The organism is Corynebacterium sp. Marseille-P3884 (genome assembly GCF_017942225.1).
Classification (GTDB): domain Bacteria; phylum Actinomycetota; class Actinomycetes; order Mycobacteriales; family Mycobacteriaceae; genus Corynebacterium.
Window position 1 is genome coordinate 201,645 of record NZ_JAGKSD010000002.1, and the last position, 16,982, is coordinate 218,626.

A 16,982-nucleotide genomic window follows, 5' to 3' on the forward strand; every position below is an offset into this window, starting at 1 on the left:
GGTGAGCGCCGCACCAGCTAAACGCGGTTGCCCACTACACCGTGCCGGTTTCCAGCAGCTGCTCGAACTGGGCCTCATCCAGAATCGTGATGCCCAAGTCCCGGGCCTTCTGCTCCTTCGAGCCGGCGTTCTCACCGACGACGACATAGTCGGTCTTCTTGGACACGGACCCCGACGCCTTTCCCCCGCGCGTGAGGATCGCCTCCTTGGCAGCATCGCGCGAGTAGTTCTCTAAGGTGCCGGTGACCACGACGGTCAAGCCCTCAAGCGTTTGGGGTGCGGCGTCTTCGGCGTCGTCTTCCATGGTCACGCCGGCAGCGGCCCACTTATCGACGATCTCCACGTGCCAGTCCACCTCGAACCAGTCCTTGAAGGATTCGGCGATGATGGTGCCTACTCCGTCAGTCTCCGCGAGCTCCTCCACCGAGGCCGCGCGCAGCGCGTCCATGGATTTATAGCGCGCCGCCAGTGCACGTGCTGCCGTCGGGCCGACGTGGCGGATCGACAGCGCCACGAGCACCCGCCACAAGTCCGTGGTCTTGCGCTCCTGCAGGTTTTTCAAAAGCTTCTTGCCCGACGCGTTGATCTGCCCGTCTTTCCGCGTGTACGTAGACGACTTCTCCACGTCGTCGGAGGACAGCGAGAAAAGGGTGGATTCGTCGATAAGCACGCCCGATGCGATGAGGTCGTGTGCGCCCTTCTCGCCGAGCGCCTCGATATCGAACGCCCCGCGCGAGGCGATGTACTCCAGGCGTGCGCCGAGCTGCGCCGGGCACGAGCGGGTATTCGGGCAGCGCCAGTCCGCGTCGCCCTCTTTCGCGGGCGCGAGCTCCGTGCCGCACGCCGGGCACTCTTTCGGGAAGACGAATTCGCGCTCAGTGCCGTCACGCAGATCCGCAACGGGGCCCAGCACCTCCGGAATGATCTCGCCGGCCTTGCGCACCACGACCGTGTCGCCAATGAGCACGCCTTTGCGCTTGACCTCCGTCTGGTTGTGCAGCGTTGCCATCGACACGGTCGAGCCTGAGACGAACACCGGCTCCATGACCGCGTACGGCGTCGCGCGGCCGGTGCGCCCGATGGAGACCTCGATATCCAGCAACTTCGTGGTCACCTCCTCCGGCGGGTACTTGTACGCGATTGCCCAGCGCGGCGCCCGCGAGGTGAACCCCAACTGGCGCTGCTGCGCGATGTCGTCGACCTTGATCACCACGCCGTCCATCTCGTGGATCGCGTCGTGACGGTGGTCCGCCCAATAGCTCACCGCGTCCTGGACGTCCTGGGCGGTCTCGGCGCGCTTGGTGTACTCGCTGACCGGCAGCCCCCACGAGGCGAGCTTCTCGTATGCGTCGTGCTGCGTGGCGAACTCAACGCCCTCACGCGCACCGATACCGTGGCAGATCATGCGCAGCTTGCGCTTGCGCACCGCCTCCGGATCCTTCTGCCGTAGGCCTCCTGCAGCCGTGTTGCGCGGGTTCGCGAACGGCTTGCCGCCCTCCTTCTGGCGCAGCTCGTTGAGCTCTGGGAAATCCTCCGGCCGAATGAACACCTCGCCGCGGACCTCCACCAGCGCCGGCACATCGCCCGTCAGCTCATGCGGGATGTCCTCGATGACCTTCGCGTTGGCGGTGATGTCCTCGCCCACGCGTCCATCGCCACGCGTAGCCGCGCGGACAAGCGTGCCGTTCTCGTAGACCAAGTCGATCGACAGCCCGTCGATTTTCAGCTCCGTCAGGTACGGCCCCGGCGTCTTCGCCAGCCAGTCCGCGAGCTCCTCGGCGGAGAACACATTGTCCAAGCTCGTCATCGGCTCGAGATGCTCGACGTCGGCGAACGCCGTATTCGCCGTCGGCGCGCCGACCTCCTTCGTCGGCGAATCCGGAACGGCAAGCTCCGGGTGCTCCTCCTCGAGTTTTTGCAGCGCACGGAACATCTCGTCGAATTCCGCGTCCGTGATCACCGGGTCGCCGTTGTAATACAGATCCCGGTGGTGGCGGACCTCCTTCGCCAGGTCAGTCCATTCGCGGAGGAGGTCCTTGTCCACGGTGCCGTCGGTCGCAGGGGCGTTGTTCTCAGTCACAGGCCCCAAGTTTAGAGGTCTTTCACCACTGCGGGTTGGCCGTATCCACGCCCTTATCCGCAGCATGCTTTTCGACGAGCCCCAGCAGGTAGCCCTGCGTCCCCTTGTACGCCTCCTGGAAACGTTCGTCCCCGACGTACATCCGCGCGAGGATGAGCTGGCGTGCCGGGGTGACCTCGTACCACTGGCCGATCATCTCGCGGTGGCGCGCGACGAGCGCCTCGGCCTCTTCCGACCCAGCTTCGACGCCGGCATCACGCGCGGCGGCCAAGTCGGCGACGAACGCATCGTGCTCACGCTGCAGCGCGGCGAAATCGTTCTCGTCCATCTGCGCCAATTTCTCCTGGGACTGCGCCCACTCGGCGGTATCGCCCCAGCGCTCTTCGGCTTCCTTCTGGTACTCGGGCATTTTCTCGCCCAGATATTTCTTCATCGCATCCATGTCAATGTGTCCTTTCTCAGTCTGTTCAATCAGGTCGTCCACCGCATCGAGTTGCTCGGCAACGGCTGAAAGCTGCGCTGCCAATTCCGCACGGTGACGGGTGAGGGCGTTGCGGAGGGTGTGGGAGGGGGCGTCGATAAGCTGCGCGATTGTCTCAAGCGGGATGCCGACGCCGCGGTAAAGCGCGATCGCCGCACCCCGTTCGATATCTGCGTCCGCGTACATGCGGTACCCGGTCGCCGTACGCGACGGTTCGAGCAGACCGCGCTCCTCCCAATGCCGCAATGCCTTCGTGGAAACTCCGAGCAGCGCGGCGGTTTCTCCGATCGTGTAATCACCCATGACCACAGTGTGAACGTTGCCGTTGGGTCAAGGTCAAGCGCTCGCGCAAAAACGTGTCGCCGCGCTCATTAGAATGAACCCCATGCCTACTTTCGACGCCTCGCGGATGCTCTCCTTCGACCTGGAGACCACCTCGGCGAACCCGCGGGAGGCACGCATTGTGACCTCAGCGCTCGTGCGTATCGACGGCCGCGATGTCACCGCCACCGAGCACCTCGCCGACCCCGGCGTGGAGATCCCGGAGCAAGCCGCCGCGATTCACGGCATCTCAACGGAAAAGGCTCGCGCCGAAGGCCGACCGCACGATGACGTGCTGCGCGAGACCGTCGAGACGATCAAGCAGGCGTGGGACGACGGCTTCACCCTGATCGTGTTCAACGCGCCCTACGACCTGACTGTGCTGCGCGCGCTCACGGGCGATTTCACCGTGACCGGGCCCGTCTACGACCCGCTGCTCATCGATCGCGCGATGGACCGCTACCGCAAAGGCGGCAAGCGCAACCTCGGTGCTTTGTCCGAGTTCTACGGCGTCCAGCTGGAAAACGCCCACGAAGCGACCTCCGACGCGATGGCCGCCGCGCGCATCGCGTGGAAGCAGGTCAAGAAAGTCTGGCCAGAACTATCCGCGAAAGAGCTCGACGAGCTCATGGAATTCCAGGCCGTCAAACACTTCGAAATTCAGACGGATTTCCGCAAATACTGCGAGTCCCGCGGCCGCGACACATCGAGCATCACGACCGCCTGGCCGATGATCAGCTAGCTGGCTACAGCTGATACTTCTGCTTCACCTCGCCGACGAATTGGCTAAGGCCCTTTTTATCCCAACCGGCGTCGAGCGAATGCGCGGTGCCGTCGTGGGTGCGTACCGTCATCTCACCTTTCGATTCATCGAAGTCAAGACGCGCGATCTGGCCTAGCGGAATGGTCTGGGTTTTCTCGCCCACACCGAACACCAAGTCATCTCCTTCGATGGCCGCCCGGTGCTTCTGCGCCAACGCCAATGCGATGGCCAAGCCAAACATAAGACCGAGGGGGATGCCCATGGCCACGTTCTTGAAGACCAAAGACATGGGAGCGCCGAATGCTACAGCGAAACACAGGATGTAGTACCACTGAATTTGGTTATGCTCCCACTTCATGCCAGCCCCTTTGTCTCAAATAATGCGTGGCACTTAGCGTAGCGAAAGTTCTGAACCCATGCCCTCCGTGTCCGGGGCGGATAGGCCATCGCGCACTCAGTGTTAGCCGATGTGGCTGAGCTCGGGTGTGTTGTGCACCTGCTCGACGAACTCGGCGACGCCAGCTTCATCGCCGCCGGTATCGATCGCGACCTTCGCGCCGTTGACGAACTCGAGCACGAGCACATCGGCTTTCGGCTCTTGGTGGAGTGCGGCCAGCTTTGAAACGGGAACCTTGCTCTCGCCGTCACCGGCATCGTAGGTCAGCGTTCCATCATTGATGGCGACGGAGTGCTTCTCACCAAACGGAATCAGCACGACACCCAAGGCGAGACCGATAACGAGTGCGATCACGTAATCGTCGAAAAGCAGTCCGAAAACGACCATGAAACTGAGCGCCGTCCCGAGGCCAAGAGTCCAGTCCTCCTCTTTCATCTCCCATTTCAACTCGTTGCTGCCCATGCCTCCATTTTAGAACTTTCGAATGATAAGGGACCTATTACGAAAGCTTATGTGTCCAACCCCATAGCTAATGAGGCGTGGGCGCGATGGCTTCAGCCATGTCCGCCGCCGCGCGGTAGTTCGCGGCGGTCGCGATCAGCGTGCGCCCGGGTTCCGCATACACGTCGATCGCGGTTTCCGCCGGGTCGATCTGCAGTCGGTCGAAGATACGAAAGACCTCGCGCGGCTCCATCACCGGCACCGCGATCCGGGCGCCGCGGTCTCGCGCGCCGGCCAACCCGTCGAGGTCCACGTCGCCTGCCAGATCGACGGTGAACCAATCCGCGCCACACAACGGCTCCGGGCTGTTGAGCAGGTGCTCGCCGAAACGCCCGAGCACGTCCAGTACGCGCTCGTCCGGCACCGCGGGAATCTCCTCGTAGTCGGTCGCGCCTGTCACCGCGCCGCACCGAACACGCCCGAGCATCGGCTCGTCGAGCTGCAGGAGCGTGCGCACGCCGAAACGCTTTTCGACGTCTCCCCTATGCTCCTCCACCCCGTGTAGCAGCGCATCGGCGATATCCCGTGTCGCGCCGCGGTCGGTGATCATGCGGTGGCCGTTGCCCATCTCCAATTGGGCGGCGAGTGTCCACGGCCCGACGAGCTGAACTTTGAGTTCAGTGACCTTGCCGGCCCACAGCTCCTCGAGCGCGTCGAGATCTCTTTCGAATTGGTCGCGTGCGCGCATGGTTGCGATTTGCGGACGCCGCGTGACCCGCCACGACCGTGGCCCGATGTCCAGGTTCAGTGGCAACAGCGCCGCGGTGCGGCCGACCGCATCAGATCCGACACCGCGTGCAGGAAGCTGCGGGATGTGCGGCGTCGGCGATTCCGAGAGCACAACGTCTGCCGCTTGAGCGAAGTCGGTGCCGGGAAGCGAGCCGAGCCCGAAGGCTGTCATTTCGCGGCGCGAAACCGGAGGCATATTCACACGAAAGAGTCTATAGATTACGGTGCCCGGTTAATATGCTCCCCATGGCACTTGAACAATTCTCCGGGTGGACATTCATTTCTCCCTGCCCGATTCCGAACGATGTACATGAGTTGATGGCCCCTGGCGAGCAACCACTTCAGGCGTTCAAAACAGTACGTGACTCGGCAATCTTCACAAACAAACGGCTTATTGTGAGAGATTCACAAGGCCTGTCGGGCAAGAAAGTCGAGATGTACTCCATCCCCTTCAAGAACGTAACAATGTGGTCGACTGAAAATGCAGGAAAGATGCTCGACTGGAATGCCGAATTAGAAATGTGGACCAGAGCTGGTCACATCAAAATCAATCTCTCCAAGGGAATCGATATCCGGGCAATCGACCGGCTCATCGCGAGCTGCGTTTTGAGCGCTTAGGGCCTCGACTCTTCCGTAACTGCCTTTCACTAACTAGCAGACTCCGTCCCGCAGATCGTGCCGGAACCCAGGACGATATCGCCGTGCCCGTCCGGGTCCGGCAGGTAAAGCACGGCGGCCTGGCCGCGCGCGACGCCGGAAAGAGGCTCGGTGAGAGCCAAGGTCATGGTGTCGGCATCTACATCGACGTGCGCGCGGCACGGCACGACACCACCGTGGGCGCGGATCTGCACGTTGGCGTCGAATTCCCCCTCCATCGAAGGGTGAAGCACCTTGAGGCGGTCGGCGTGGATGGTGGTCACGTCGAGGGCGGCGCGCGGTCCGACGGTGACGGTGCCGGTGTCGGCGTCGATATCAGTGACATATCGCGGCTTGCCGTCGGCGGCGGGCACGCGGATATTCAGCCCCTTGCGCTGCCCGATCGTGTACTGGAACGCACCGTCGTGCTCCTTGAGCTCCGCGCCGTCCTGGTCGACGATCATGCCGGGGCGCATGCCGATGGACTTCCCCAAAAACGCCTGGGTATTGCCGTCCGGGATGAAGCAGATGTCGTAGGAATCAGGCTTGGACGCGGTGGAGAAACCATAGGCGGCGGCTTCCTCACGGATCTGCGGCTTCTCGGTGTCGCCGACTGGGAAGATGCAGCGGTCCAGCTCGTCGCGGGTCATCACGCCGAGCACATAGGACTGGTCCTTCTGCGCGTCGGTGGAGCGGCGGAGGTTGCCGGCGTCGTCGATAAGCGCGTAGTGCCCTGTCGCGATCGCGTCGAAGCCGAGCGTGACCGCGCGCTCGAGGAGTGCTGCGAACTTGATTTTCTCGTTGCATCGCAGACACGGGTTGGGGGTCTCGCCGCGCGCGTAACTGTCCACGAAATCGTCGATGACGTCTTCTTTGAAGCGGTCCGAGAAATCCCACACGTAGAACGGAATGCCCAGCTTGTCGCACACACGGCGCGCGTCAGCGGAATCCTCGATCGAGCAGCATCCGCGCGCGGATTCGCGGGTCTGCTGCGCGTCCTTGCTCAAGGCGAGGTGAACGCCGACGACGTCGTGTCCGGCATCGACAAGCCGCGCCGCCGCCACAGAGGAATCGACGCCGCCACTCATTGCTGCCAAAACTCGCACGTGGCGTGAGTGTAGTCGCGTCACCGCAGGACGAAAAATACCCGGCGCGCAAAGTGGTACCACGGTACGACGACAGCGGTGCGCGCGGAAATTACGCTGGCGAAGCATGACCAAACATATCGCGGCCGTGCGTGTCCGGCCCCGAGACGTCGCCCTGGCGCTCGTGCTCGCGGCGATGTGCCTCATCAGTCCACTCGCAGACGGTTTCAGCGTGCTCGACGGGGCGCTTCTCGTGTGCGCGGCAGCCGCGCCGTTCACCCGCGGGCGCTGGCCGTGGGCGACCATCGCAATCTGTGCTGCGGTGCTAGCGGCCTGCGCATTCCCCGAGAGCCTGCCGACCGGGACGATCGGTGTGGCGATGTTCACCACCTACATCGTCGCGCGCCACCTTCCCGCACCCGCGCGCTACATTGTGGCCGCCACGCTCCTCGCGGGCGACATCGCCGCGACGGTGTTCATCGCCCCGGCCCTGCCGCTTGCGGAGCGCGCGCAGTACATCGCGTGGAGCGTCACGTTGCTCACCGTCGCGTTCCTCGTCGGCGAGTTGCGGCGCCGCGCGGAGGAAGCGGCGGCAAAGGAAGTGCAGATCCAGCTCGCGCGCCAGCGGGAGGAATTCGAGCGCGAGGCAGCGGAACAGCGCGCGCATCTCGCCCGGGAGATCCACGACATCGTGACGCATTCGCTCACCGTCATCGTGGCGCAGGCCGACGGCGCACGCTACGGTGCCTCGCCCGACGACGCGCTGCGCACCATCAGCTCGGTCGGCCGCGAGTCGCTGCGCCAGATGCGCGGCGTCGTGGGGCTACTGCGTGGCGGGGAGCAGCGCCCAGTCGAGCCGCTTGTTCCGGCGCTTGACATCGACGGACTCGTCGCCACCAGCCGCGCGGGCGGACTCGACATCGACTACAGCGTCGACGGCACCCCACCCGCACTCGACCCGGGTACGACGCTGACAATCCACCGCATCGTCCAAGAGGCGCTCACCAACGCGATGAAGCACGGCGACGGTACCGCGCGGCTCGCCGTGTCCTGGCACCCGGACGAGGTCGCCGTCTACCTTGAAAACGGTTTCACTCCCGGCACCGCTCACCAGCACGGTCACGGTCTGCGCGGCATGCGCGAGCGAGCATCGCTTATCGACGGCACACTTACCTCCTCCCCCTCCGACCACCACACCTGGGTCACCGAAGCTCGCTTGCCCCTGCAGCGTACAGATAGGGTCGAACCATGACCTTTTCCATTGGTCTCGTCGACGACCAGCTGCTCTTCCTCCACGGCATCCGCGCTGTCATCGACTCCCAGCCGGATTTGTCCGTGAGCTGGCTTGCCGGCAACGGTGAGGAAGCCCTGGAGGCGATGACCGCGGACCCCGTCGACATCGTGCTCATGGACATCCAGATGCCAGTGCTCGACGGCATTGCGACCACACGCCAGTTCTCGCAGCGTTTTCCCGGCGCGAAGGTGATCATCCTGACCACATTCGACGATGAGGGCTACGTCATGGGGGCATTGTCCGCGGGGGCGAGCGGATTCCTGCTCAAAGACGCCGAACCGGACACGCTTCTAAGCGGGATCCGCACCACAGCAGCAGGCGATGCGGTGATTTCGCCGAGGGCGACGAAACGGATCGTCGATAAGCTCAGCTCTTCTTCTGCTGAGGCCGATATTCCGCTGTCGCCCGCCGACCGTCTCGCATTGGACGAGTTGACCGAACGCGAAACCGAGATCCTGGTCGCCGTCGGCCGTGGCTGGACGAACACGGAGATCGCCGAGCGGATGTTCATCTCGATGCCGACTGTGAAGACGCACGTCGGGCGTGTGCTCGCCAAAACGCACTCGCGCGACCGCGTCCATGCCGCGCTGTTCGCGTACCGGACTGGGCTCGTCGCGCGCGCGGACCTACTGGATTCTTAAGCCGCGTCATACCCGGGTAGGACGGCGGAAATCATGCCCCGCGCCGACGCGGAACCTGCTGGTTGTGCGGGAACCTTGAGGGCATGGAGACATCATCAATCATCAGGACAGAAGGTCTGACGAAGACCTACGGCGGCACGACCGTCGTCAACAATCTTGCCTTGGACGTTGCGGCCGGTACCGTGCACGGGCTGCTCGGTCCGAACGGCTCGGGCAAGTCGACCACCATGAAGATGCTGCTGGGGCTTGTCACGCCCACCAGCGGCGAGATCAACATGCTCGGGCGGCCCATGAACCGTACGAACCGGTCCGAGGTGCTCGCCGGCGTCGGATCGCTCATCGAGGCGCCGTCCGCGTACCCGCACCTCACCGGCGGCGAGAACATGAAGATCGCGTCGCGGCTCTTCGGCGCCTCGGAAGCCAATGCGCGACGCGCCATCGAGCTCGTGCGCCTGAGCGGCCACATGGACAAGCTAGTCAAGAACTACTCGCTCGGCATGAAGCAACGCCTCGGCATCGCGATGGCGCTCGCCCGCGACCCGCAGCTGCTCATTCTCGACGAGCCCACCAACGGCCTCGACCCCGCCGGCATCGAGGAAATCCGCGCGCTCATCGTGAGCCTCGCCCGCGACGAAGGCCGCACGGTGCTGGTGTCTAGCCACCTGCTCTCCGAAATCGAGAAAATGGCCTCGAATCTGACCATCATCGACCGCGGCACGCTCATTTTCCAGGGCTCGCAGCAACAGCTTTACGACGCCCAACTCCCCGACCTATTCATCCAAACCCCCTCCGCAGATGCCGCAGCCTCGCTACTGGCCGCCCTGCGCCCCGTTGCTGTGGATGGCGGAGTTGAACTGCACGGGCTGAGCGACGGCCAGGTCGCCGATGTCTGCGCGCACCTGGTCAGCCACGGCGTTCCTCTGCACCAGGTGGTGCGCAAGCGCCGCAGCCTCGAGGAAATCTTCATCGGACTGACGGGACGGGAGGGTCTGAGCGCATGATCACCGAGATCGCTAAGCTGCGCCGCACCAAGGTGGTGCTGCTCGGATTCCTGCTGTCCGCGGGCATTGTGCTGTTCGCCGGCATGAATCTCTTCGCCGGGGGCCGCGTCGACGATTTCCTCTCGGACCCCGGGACGAACTGGGCCGGTCACATTGTCGGCTTCTGCATAGCGCTGGAGTTTTTGTCGCCGCTGCAATTGGCGATCATCGCCAGCCGCGTGGCGGACACGGAGAACGTGGGCGGCGGGTGGCGCCTCAACGCAATTGCCGGGGTGCCGCCGGGCACGTTGATCGTGCGCAAATTCGTGGTGGCGGCGGTGCTCGTGGCCGTACTCAAGCTCGTCGAATTCGCCGCGGTCCTCGCATTGCCTCTTCTCCTGGGCGCCCCAACTCCAAGCTCCGAGATGCTGGCTACCTGGGCGCTTTTCGGACTCGGCGCGCTCGGAACCTCGCTTGCCCTGCTCGCTGTGATGCTGTGGCTGGCTGCGGTGACCGATTCGCAGATCGTCGTCCTCGCGATCGGCGTTGTCGGCGGATTCCTCGGCATTGCCGCACTGCTCTCGCCGACGTGGTTGGCCGCCATCAACCCGTTCGGCTACTTCGCGATGCTCACCCCGTTCACCTTCGCCGACACAGGCATCGTGCCGACTGCTCCGCACTGGCTCGCGTGGGGCGTCTTCATCCTCGCGGCCGCCGCAGTCTTTCTCGCTGCAACCCGCATGCTCGACCGGAAGGAACTCTAGAACCATGGATCTTCTGCGCAACGACCTTCTGAAATTCCGCCGGTCGCATATGTGGGCTGTGCTCACCCTCGTTCCGCTCATCGCGGTGGCGATGGGGGCCGGCAACTACTTCGGCAACCAAGGCCAACTTGAGGCCGGTTGGACCAGCTACCTCTCCCAGATCATGCTCTTCTACGGAATGATCTTCATGACCGCAGGCATCGCGATCATCGCCTCCGCCGCCTGGCGCGTCGAGCACCGCGGCCACAACTGGCACTCCCTGCTCACCTCCACCCGCTCGGCGGGCGGCCTGACCGCCTCGAAGATCGCGGCGATCACGATCGCGGCCGCAGCGATGCAGGCGCTGCTCGTCGTCCTGGCCGTCGTGGTCGGACTTGCTGTCGGTGTCCCTGGCACCCCACCCGGCTCGTTTGTCGCGGTGGCGTTTCTCTCGCTGCTGCCCGCCGCCGCGGTGGCCGCGTGGCAGTCCTTCCTGTCGATGGTGATCCGCAGTTTCGCGGGCCCCGTCGCCATCGCTCTGGTCGCCAGCATCATCTCGTTCGGCATTCTCGCCTCAGGTGCGACGTTCGCCCGCTTCGTCCTGCCGCCGGGGCTGCTCTCCGACACCCTGTGGCTGGGAAGCAGCGCAGTCGCAGACGCCGGCGCGATCAGCGCGGCGACGGTCGTCCAAGTCGCTGTCGCCTCTGCTCTCCTCGCTCTGGCCGGATGGCTCTCCGCCACGGCCTATCTCCGGGCGACGGACGTGCGTCTGTAGTCTCGGCGGTTATGGCCCAGAAAAGCGAGACCTTCGAGATCGACACCGGCATCGCGGAAATCATCCACGAACCGGACGGGTCGATGCTCCTCATGGTCAACGGCGTGCCCAGTTCGCACATCGTGCCGGGTGAGCCGGAGCGGCTCGATTTCTCGTACATGCGCTGGATCGCAGCCGCGATCGAGGAGACGCGTTCGTGGGAGAAGCCCCGCTTGACGCATCTCGGCGGGGCCGGGTGCTCGCTGCCGCGCTATTTCGCGCACGTGTGGCCGCATTCGCGCAACACGGTCGTCGAATGGGACATGGACTTGGCGCAGCTCGCGCGCGAGAAATTCGACATCCCGCGCTCCCCGCTCGTCAAAATCCGCGTGGGCGACGCGCGTGAAGTCACCGACGGCTTCGTCGACGCATCCCGCGACGTCATCATCCGCGACGTCTTCGAATCAGCGACAACGCCGCGCAGCTTGACGACGCTCCCCTTCTACCACTCCTGCCTCCGCTCCCTCTCGTCAACAGGCCTTTATGTCGCCAACTGCGGGTCCCGCGGCGACCTGACCGAGGCCCGCGAAGAGCTCGCCGGCATGGCAGAAGTCTTCCCCCACCTCGCCGTCATTGCCGACCCGCCGATGCTCAAAGGGCGCCGCTACGGCAACATCATCTTGCTCGGCTCGCAGTCCGAGCTACGCGAAACCCCCGAGCTGACCCGCAGGTTGCTCGGGGGTGGGGTGCCCGCGCACTTCAAAGACGATGCGTGGGCTCGCGCCATGGCTGCATCCGCCACGCCGCGCCACGACGCTGACGCTTAGTTCCTACTCGCTCGACCCAGCGCCCTGCTTATTCGCGTTGTCGAGCAGGATGAGCAGGTCGCCGACGGAGTAGTCGTTGCCGACCATCATGTTGTTGAGGTCATCGACGGGCAGCGTGCCGTTTTCGACCTGGCGGCGCGCGGTGTCCGCGATGTTCTGGGCGTCGCCAGCATCGAAGCCGAAGGTCTGTGCCGCGCCCTCGACGTGCTGCGGCGAGAGTGCGCCAGATGCCAGGCCGAGGATCGCCGCGGCGAGCGCCGAGTTGGACTGCTCGAGGACGGCGAGGGAATCGGCGATGCCGCTGTCGATGTCCTTGTCCTGCAGCTGCTCGAGCAGACCGCCGGTGGCGTTGTGGTCGCCGGCGACAAACCGCACCCACTGGCCCTGGTTGCCGTTGAAGAGGTTCAAATCGACAGGCGTGTTAATGCCCGCAACGCGCCCCGATTCCGAACGCTGCCAGATATCGACCTTGTCCCATCCGCCGACTGGGCCCGGCGCCTTGTTCTGGTACGCGGCGAGCCACAGCGGGTAGTCCGCGAACTCGCCGGTGTTGCCCATCTGCTCAAGCCAGAAATAGCGGTAGGTGTACATCATCGGGCGGCGGCCCGTCTTATTTTCGACTTCGGTGAGGAACGTGCGCGTCCATTCGCGCAGCTGCTCGGGGCTCAGTCCTTCGTCGACCTCGAGGTCGAGCACCGGCGGCAGGGTCGTCGCCGGGCCGGTGTTGATCACGTTGGCGAAGTTGTCGGCCTGCGCCACAGGGTCGTTGGCCGGGCGCGCGTAGTGGTACGCGCCGACGGTCATGCCCGCATCGAGCGCACCCTGCGCGAATTTCGCATACGCGTCATCGGTGTAGTCAGTGCCTTCGGTGGCTTTGATGATGGCGAAGCGGTGGTTGTCGCCGCGCACCGAATTCCATTCGATGGCGTTGCCGCCGGTGTCTTGGTGGTGGGAAACATCGACGCCGTTGACCCAGTCGGCACGGCTATCGGCGTTGACGGAACCAGCGGCCATGATGCTGCCGAAGGCAATGGCCGCGGATGCGATAAGGGCTGCAGGACGCAAAGAACGAGTCATGGCAAGCACCTTAACTCACATTCGTCACACAAACCACACGCGACACACAATTCACAGCTTTGCGACGTCCCGCGCCTTCCCGATCACCTCCGGCAGCCTGTCGAGGAGAAACTGCACATCCTCTTCCGTCGTCGTCCTCCCGAGCGTGAACCGGAGAGCTCCGTCTGCGTGATCGTCCGGCAGCCCCATCGCTTCGAGAACGTGGCTGCGCTGGTTGACCCCGTTATTGCACGCCGAGCCCGTCGACGCCTCGATGCCCTGGCTGTCGAGCAGCATGATCATCGCGTCGCCATTCGCTCCCGGGAAGATCAGGTGCGCGTGCCCCGGAAGCACCTGCACGCCCTCGCGTCCGAGCACCGTCGCGCGCGCGTCCGGGATCGTGGCGATCGCGGCATGCAGGAGTTCGTCGCGAAGCGTCGCCAGCCGTGCTGCCTCCGCGTCCATTTCCCCGGCGGCTTCTTTCAGCGCGGCTGCCGTCGCGGCAGCTGTCGCTACGTCGACCGTCCCCGGTCGGATCCCGCGCTGCTGTCCCCCGCCCGTCAGTACAGGTGACGGCGCCGGCGAGCGCTTCGCCAGCAGGATTCCCGCCCCGCGCGGACCACCGAATTTATGGGCGCTGGCCGCGAGCGTCGTCGCGCCAAGCGCGTGAAAATTCACCGGCAGGTGCCCGACGACCTGGACCGCGTCCACGTGGACAGGCGTGCCCGCGGCATTGGCCCGCGCGATGATCTCTTCGACCGGTTGGATGGCGCCCGTCTCGTTATTGGCCCACATGCACGTCGCGACAGCTGCCGGATCGTCGAGCACGTCCGTGACCTCGACGACCCCGTCCTCGCTGGCGGGCAGCATCTGCACATCCGCGCCGTGCTTCTCCAGGTCCGCGACGGTCTCGCGGACGGCGGGGTGCTCGATCGGTGTCGAGATAACACGAGCGCCCGGCTCACCCGCAAGACCCCGGAGCGCCACATTGTCCGCCTCTGTGCCGGAGGCCGTGAAGATCACCTCGACGGGATCAGCCCCGAGAATCTCCGCGACGGTCTCGCGCGCCTGAGCTAGCACTGCGTTGGCAGCGCGCCCAGACGCGTATTGCCCGCCGGGGTTGAGCAAATGCGCATGCTCGGCCCACGTGTCGACGGCGACCTGCCGCATCGGGGTGGTCGCCGCGTGGTCGAAATAGCGGGGCGCGCTTACCGTCACCGGTTCTTAAGGGCCTTGATCAGCTCGGGCACGAATTCTTCAATGTCGGCGACAACACCGATGTCGGCGATGGAGAAGATCGGCTCGTCGCGGTCCTGGTTGACAGCGACGATGGTGCCAGAAGTCTGCATGCCCGAGGTGTGCTGGATCGCGCCGGAGATGCCGAGCGCGATGTACAAGTCCGGAGACACAGTCGCGCCGGTCTGGCCGACCTGGGTCTCAGGTGAGGCCCACCCCAGGTCGACGATGTCGCGGGTGGAGCCGGTGGCGGCGTCCAGGACGTCGGCAAGCGCTTCGACGTACTCCTTGTAGCCGTCTTCCGAACCGACACCGCGGCCGCCGGACACGACGGTGGCCGCCTGAGTCAGCTCGGGACGGTCAGCGCGCACCTTCGGCGTGAACGAAGAAACGCGCACGTCGCGCTCGGTCGCGGCCGGCAGAGGCATCGGCGCGAGCTCGCCGGCAGCTTCCTGCGGCTCGGCCTTCACGGAGCCGGGGCGCAGGGTGTAGATCGGGCACTCGCCGCCCGCGATCGCGGTGGTGGTGTAACTGCCGCCGAAGATCTCGTGGTGGGCGGCGCGGTTGTCCTCGATGCCGACGACATTCGTCAGCACGCCGGAGCCGAGGCGCGCGGCAAGGCGGCCGGCGATCTCATTGCCGGTCACGGTCGCGGCGATGACGATCGGAGCCGGGTTCGCGGCGCCGAGCGCCTGCAGGGCGTCGACCTCGGGAAGGATGAGACGCTCGCTGTAGTCCTCGGCGGACGCGTCGATCACCTGAGCGACACCCAACGCCGCCAGCGACGGTGCGAGCGCTTCCGCATCGCCAGGCGCACCGACGACCACCGCCGAGACCACCCCCAGCCCCCGCGCCGCAGTGATCAGCTCACCGGTGATCGGGCTCAGCTCAGAGCCGGTGTGTTCTGCCAGTACATAAACGTGCATGTCGGATCGGCTCCTTAGTTATTGAGAAGGTTGCGGGCGGACAGCTGCTCGACGACCTGCGCTGCGATGTCGTCAGCCGGGCCTTCCAGCAGCTCGCCGGCGGTGCGCGGCGGCACCTCGGTCGCGTGGGTCACATTCGTCGCGGAATTGCCCAGGCCGACCTGGCCGGCATCGACGCCGATATCAGCGATGGTCAAACGCGTGATCTCGTGCTTCTTGGCGGCCTTCATGCCCTTGAAATTCGGGAAGCGCGGCTTATCGGACTGCTCGGTCACAGCGACAACGGCAGGCAAGGGCGCCGCGAGCTCCCACGTGCCGCGCTCGTCTTCGCGCGTGGCCAGGATCTCGCCGCCCTCGATGCGCAGGTTGTGCGCCTGCGTCACAGCCGGAACCTGGCGGTACTCCGCCAACAGCCCGGCGACCGCGCCAGTTCCGCCGTCGGAGGACTGGTTGCCGGCCACCACCAGCGCAAGATCGTCGATGGTGTTCAAGACATTGTGAAGGGCCCACGCGGTGGAGATGGCGTCGGAGCCGGCGAGGGTGTCGTCGATAAGCGAAATCGCATCGTCCGCACCCATCGCAAGGGCCTTGCGCAGCGCTTCCTCGCACCCCTCGGGCCCCATCGTGACGGCCACGACGCGGTAGTCGCCCGCATCGCGCAGGCGCAGCGCCGCCTCAACGGCGTACTCGTTGATCTCATCGATGACGTTGTCGGCGTTCGCGCGGTCAAGCGTGTTATCCGCCTCGAGCGACTTCGTCGACCACGTGTCCGGCACGTTCTTCACCAGCACAGCAATGGTGGGCATGAATTTTCACCTTCCATCTGTCAGTTTCGCTCACACGAGCCTAGCGCACGCGAGCGCCGCAAATGAACGCTGTCGCGTGGTCGCCGATGCGCGCGATCGCCACCGCCATCGGCCGGTCGCCTTTGAGTTTCAGCTTGGCGCGAAGCTGGTCAGGATCGACGTCCACACCGCGCACGAGGATCTCCAGCGAGCCCGCGCCGTGCGCTTGTAGCGCGGGCCGCAGCTTCTTCAACGGCACCGCCTCGATGAATGGAAATCCGGAATACCCGTCCGGCACCCGCTCGCCGGTGAGGAACGCGATGTGCGGGTCCAGCATCGCGAGCTCGTGCCGCGCGGCCCACTGCTGGACGAGCCCCGCGCGGATCACCGCACCATCCGGCTCAACGATGAAGCTTTTCGGCTTATCGACGTCCACCCCTTCCCCACAGTCCTCCACCCTCTCCGTGAAGCTCTCCCGGATGACCACTGCTTCGCGCGTGTGCCCTGGATCAGCGAGTTCCGGTGTGTACAGGCATGCCTCTTTGACTCCCCCGTTCACGCTGACCACGCTGACAAGGCCGTGCCAGTCCGAGTAGTCGATCCCCGGGGCGCACTTGATGGCCATGGCCGCACCGGGGTACGCCGCGATGAGGTCTGGTAGCGGCGGGATGAGCTTCGCCGGGTCGGTGATGCGCCGCCCGTCCGCCCGGCGCGCAGGGTCGGCCACGATGACACGCCCCGGCCGCG

Annotated in this window: 18 protein-coding genes and 1 pseudogene; 8 read left to right on the forward strand and 11 right to left on the reverse strand. The window is 65.0% G+C overall.

From position 1 onward, the window contains the following. Window positions 1–34: 34 nt before the first annotated feature. Window positions 35–2,089 carry an NAD-dependent DNA ligase LigA gene (gene ligA, locus J5Y21_RS02005; protein ID WP_246874846.1) on the reverse strand — a complete coding sequence of 685 codons (2,055 nt, stop codon included), beginning with the start codon at window positions 2,087–2,089 and terminating at the stop codon, window positions 35–37. A gap of 13 nt (window positions 2,090–2,102) precedes the next feature. Then, window positions 2,103–2,864 (reverse strand): MerR family transcriptional regulator, encoded by a 762-nt coding sequence (locus J5Y21_RS02010; RefSeq protein WP_210572231.1) that lies wholly within the window; start codon window positions 2,862–2,864, stop codon window positions 2,103–2,105. A gap of 82 nt (window positions 2,865–2,946) precedes the next feature. On the opposite strand from J5Y21_RS02010, the gene J5Y21_RS02015 reads away from it, so the two are divergent. Beyond that, window positions 2,947–3,624 carry a 3'-5' exonuclease gene (locus J5Y21_RS02015; protein WP_210572233.1) on the forward strand — a complete coding sequence of 226 codons (678 nt, stop codon included), beginning with the start codon at window positions 2,947–2,949 and terminating at the stop codon, window positions 3,622–3,624. Window positions 3,625–3,628: 4 nt separating this feature from the next. On the opposite strand, the gene J5Y21_RS02020 is transcribed toward J5Y21_RS02015, so the two are convergent. From J5Y21_RS02020 to J5Y21_RS02030, 3 genes are all read right to left on the reverse strand, one after another. Then, window positions 3,629–4,003 carry a hypothetical protein gene (locus tag J5Y21_RS02020; protein ID WP_210572235.1) on the reverse strand — a complete coding sequence of 125 codons (375 nt, stop codon included), beginning with the start codon at window positions 4,001–4,003 and terminating at the stop codon, window positions 3,629–3,631. A 102-nt stretch (window positions 4,004–4,105) separates the two neighbouring features. Beyond that, on the reverse strand, window positions 4,106–4,504 hold the full coding sequence (locus J5Y21_RS02025) for a hypothetical protein (protein WP_210572237.1): 399 nt from the start codon (window positions 4,502–4,504) through the stop codon (window positions 4,106–4,108). A gap of 67 nt (window positions 4,505–4,571) precedes the next feature. Then, window positions 4,572–5,468 carry a methionine synthase gene (locus J5Y21_RS02030; protein ID WP_246874869.1) on the reverse strand — a complete coding sequence of 299 codons (897 nt, stop codon included), beginning with the start codon at window positions 5,466–5,468 and terminating at the stop codon, window positions 4,572–4,574. Window positions 5,469–5,518: 50 nt separating this feature from the next. On the opposite strand from J5Y21_RS02030, the gene J5Y21_RS02035 reads away from it, so the two are divergent. After that, window positions 5,519–5,890 (forward strand): PH domain-containing protein, encoded by a 372-nt coding sequence (locus J5Y21_RS02035; protein ID WP_210572239.1) that lies wholly within the window; start codon window positions 5,519–5,521, stop codon window positions 5,888–5,890. 29 nt (window positions 5,891–5,919) lie between these two features. Here the strand turns inward: J5Y21_RS02035 and mnmA are convergent, their stop codons facing one another. Next, window positions 5,920–7,014 (reverse strand): tRNA 2-thiouridine(34) synthase MnmA, encoded by a 1,095-nt coding sequence (mnmA, locus tag J5Y21_RS02040; protein ID WP_210572241.1) that lies wholly within the window; start codon window positions 7,012–7,014, stop codon window positions 5,920–5,922. 106 nt (window positions 7,015–7,120) lie between these two features. Here mnmA and J5Y21_RS02045 point away from each other — a divergent pair, with 106 nt between their 5' ends. The 6 genes from J5Y21_RS02045 to J5Y21_RS02070 all read left to right on the forward strand — a co-directional run bounded on the left by J5Y21_RS02045 (window position 7,121) and on the right by J5Y21_RS02070 (window position 12,232). Further along, window positions 7,121–8,245, forward strand: a complete 1,125-nt coding sequence (locus J5Y21_RS02045; protein ID WP_210572243.1) for a histidine kinase — start codon at window positions 7,121–7,123, stop codon at window positions 8,243–8,245. Further along, a complete protein-coding gene (locus J5Y21_RS02050; protein ID WP_210572245.1) occupies window positions 8,242–8,928 on the forward strand; it encodes a response regulator transcription factor in 687 nt (228 codons plus the stop codon). The genes J5Y21_RS02045 and J5Y21_RS02050 overlap by 4 nt, the downstream gene beginning before the upstream one ends. 83 nt (window positions 8,929–9,011) lie before the next feature. Beyond that, the gene (locus J5Y21_RS02055) at window positions 9,012–9,929 is read left to right on the forward strand and encodes an ATP-binding cassette domain-containing protein (RefSeq protein WP_210572247.1); all 918 of its coding nucleotides are present in this window, start codon (window positions 9,012–9,014) and stop codon (window positions 9,927–9,929) included. Then, a complete protein-coding gene (locus J5Y21_RS02060) occupies window positions 9,926–10,672 on the forward strand; it encodes an ABC transporter permease (protein WP_210572249.1) in 747 nt (248 codons plus the stop codon). Before J5Y21_RS02055 ends, J5Y21_RS02060 begins: the two co-directional genes overlap by 4 nt. Before the next feature lie 4 nt (window positions 10,673–10,676). Next, the gene (locus J5Y21_RS02065; RefSeq protein WP_210572250.1) at window positions 10,677–11,426 is read left to right on the forward strand and encodes an ABC transporter permease; all 750 of its coding nucleotides are present in this window, start codon (window positions 10,677–10,679) and stop codon (window positions 11,424–11,426) included. A gap of 11 nt (window positions 11,427–11,437) precedes the next feature. Further along, window positions 11,438–12,232 (forward strand): fused MFS/spermidine synthase, encoded by a 795-nt coding sequence (locus tag J5Y21_RS02070; protein ID WP_210572251.1) that lies wholly within the window; start codon window positions 11,438–11,440, stop codon window positions 12,230–12,232. Between the two features lie 3 nt (window positions 12,233–12,235). Here J5Y21_RS02070 and J5Y21_RS02075 read toward each other — a convergent pair whose 3' ends face one another. The 5 genes and pseudogenes from J5Y21_RS02075 to J5Y21_RS02095 all read right to left on the reverse strand — a co-directional run. Continuing rightward, entirely contained in the window at window positions 12,236–13,309 is a 1,074-nt protein-coding gene (locus J5Y21_RS02075) for a glycoside hydrolase family 25 protein (RefSeq protein ID WP_210572252.1), read from the reverse strand. A gap of 51 nt (window positions 13,310–13,360) precedes the next feature. Further along, window positions 13,361–14,506 (reverse strand): cysteine desulfurase family protein, encoded by a 1,146-nt coding sequence (locus J5Y21_RS02080; protein WP_349236906.1) that lies wholly within the window; start codon window positions 14,504–14,506, stop codon window positions 13,361–13,363. Further along, complete coding sequence (locus J5Y21_RS02085) at window positions 14,503–15,450, reverse strand: electron transfer flavoprotein subunit alpha/FixB family protein (RefSeq protein WP_210572253.1); 948 nt, start codon at window positions 15,448–15,450, stop codon at window positions 14,503–14,505. Before J5Y21_RS02085 ends, J5Y21_RS02080 begins: the two co-directional genes overlap by 4 nt. Before the next feature lie 14 nt (window positions 15,451–15,464). Continuing rightward, a complete protein-coding gene (locus J5Y21_RS02090) occupies window positions 15,465–16,256 on the reverse strand; it encodes an electron transfer flavoprotein subunit beta/FixA family protein (protein WP_210572254.1) in 792 nt (263 codons plus the stop codon). Window positions 16,257–16,296: 40 nt separating this feature from the next. Then, window positions 16,297–16,982: pseudogene (locus J5Y21_RS02095) on the reverse strand (SAM-dependent methyltransferase); the annotation flags it as partial.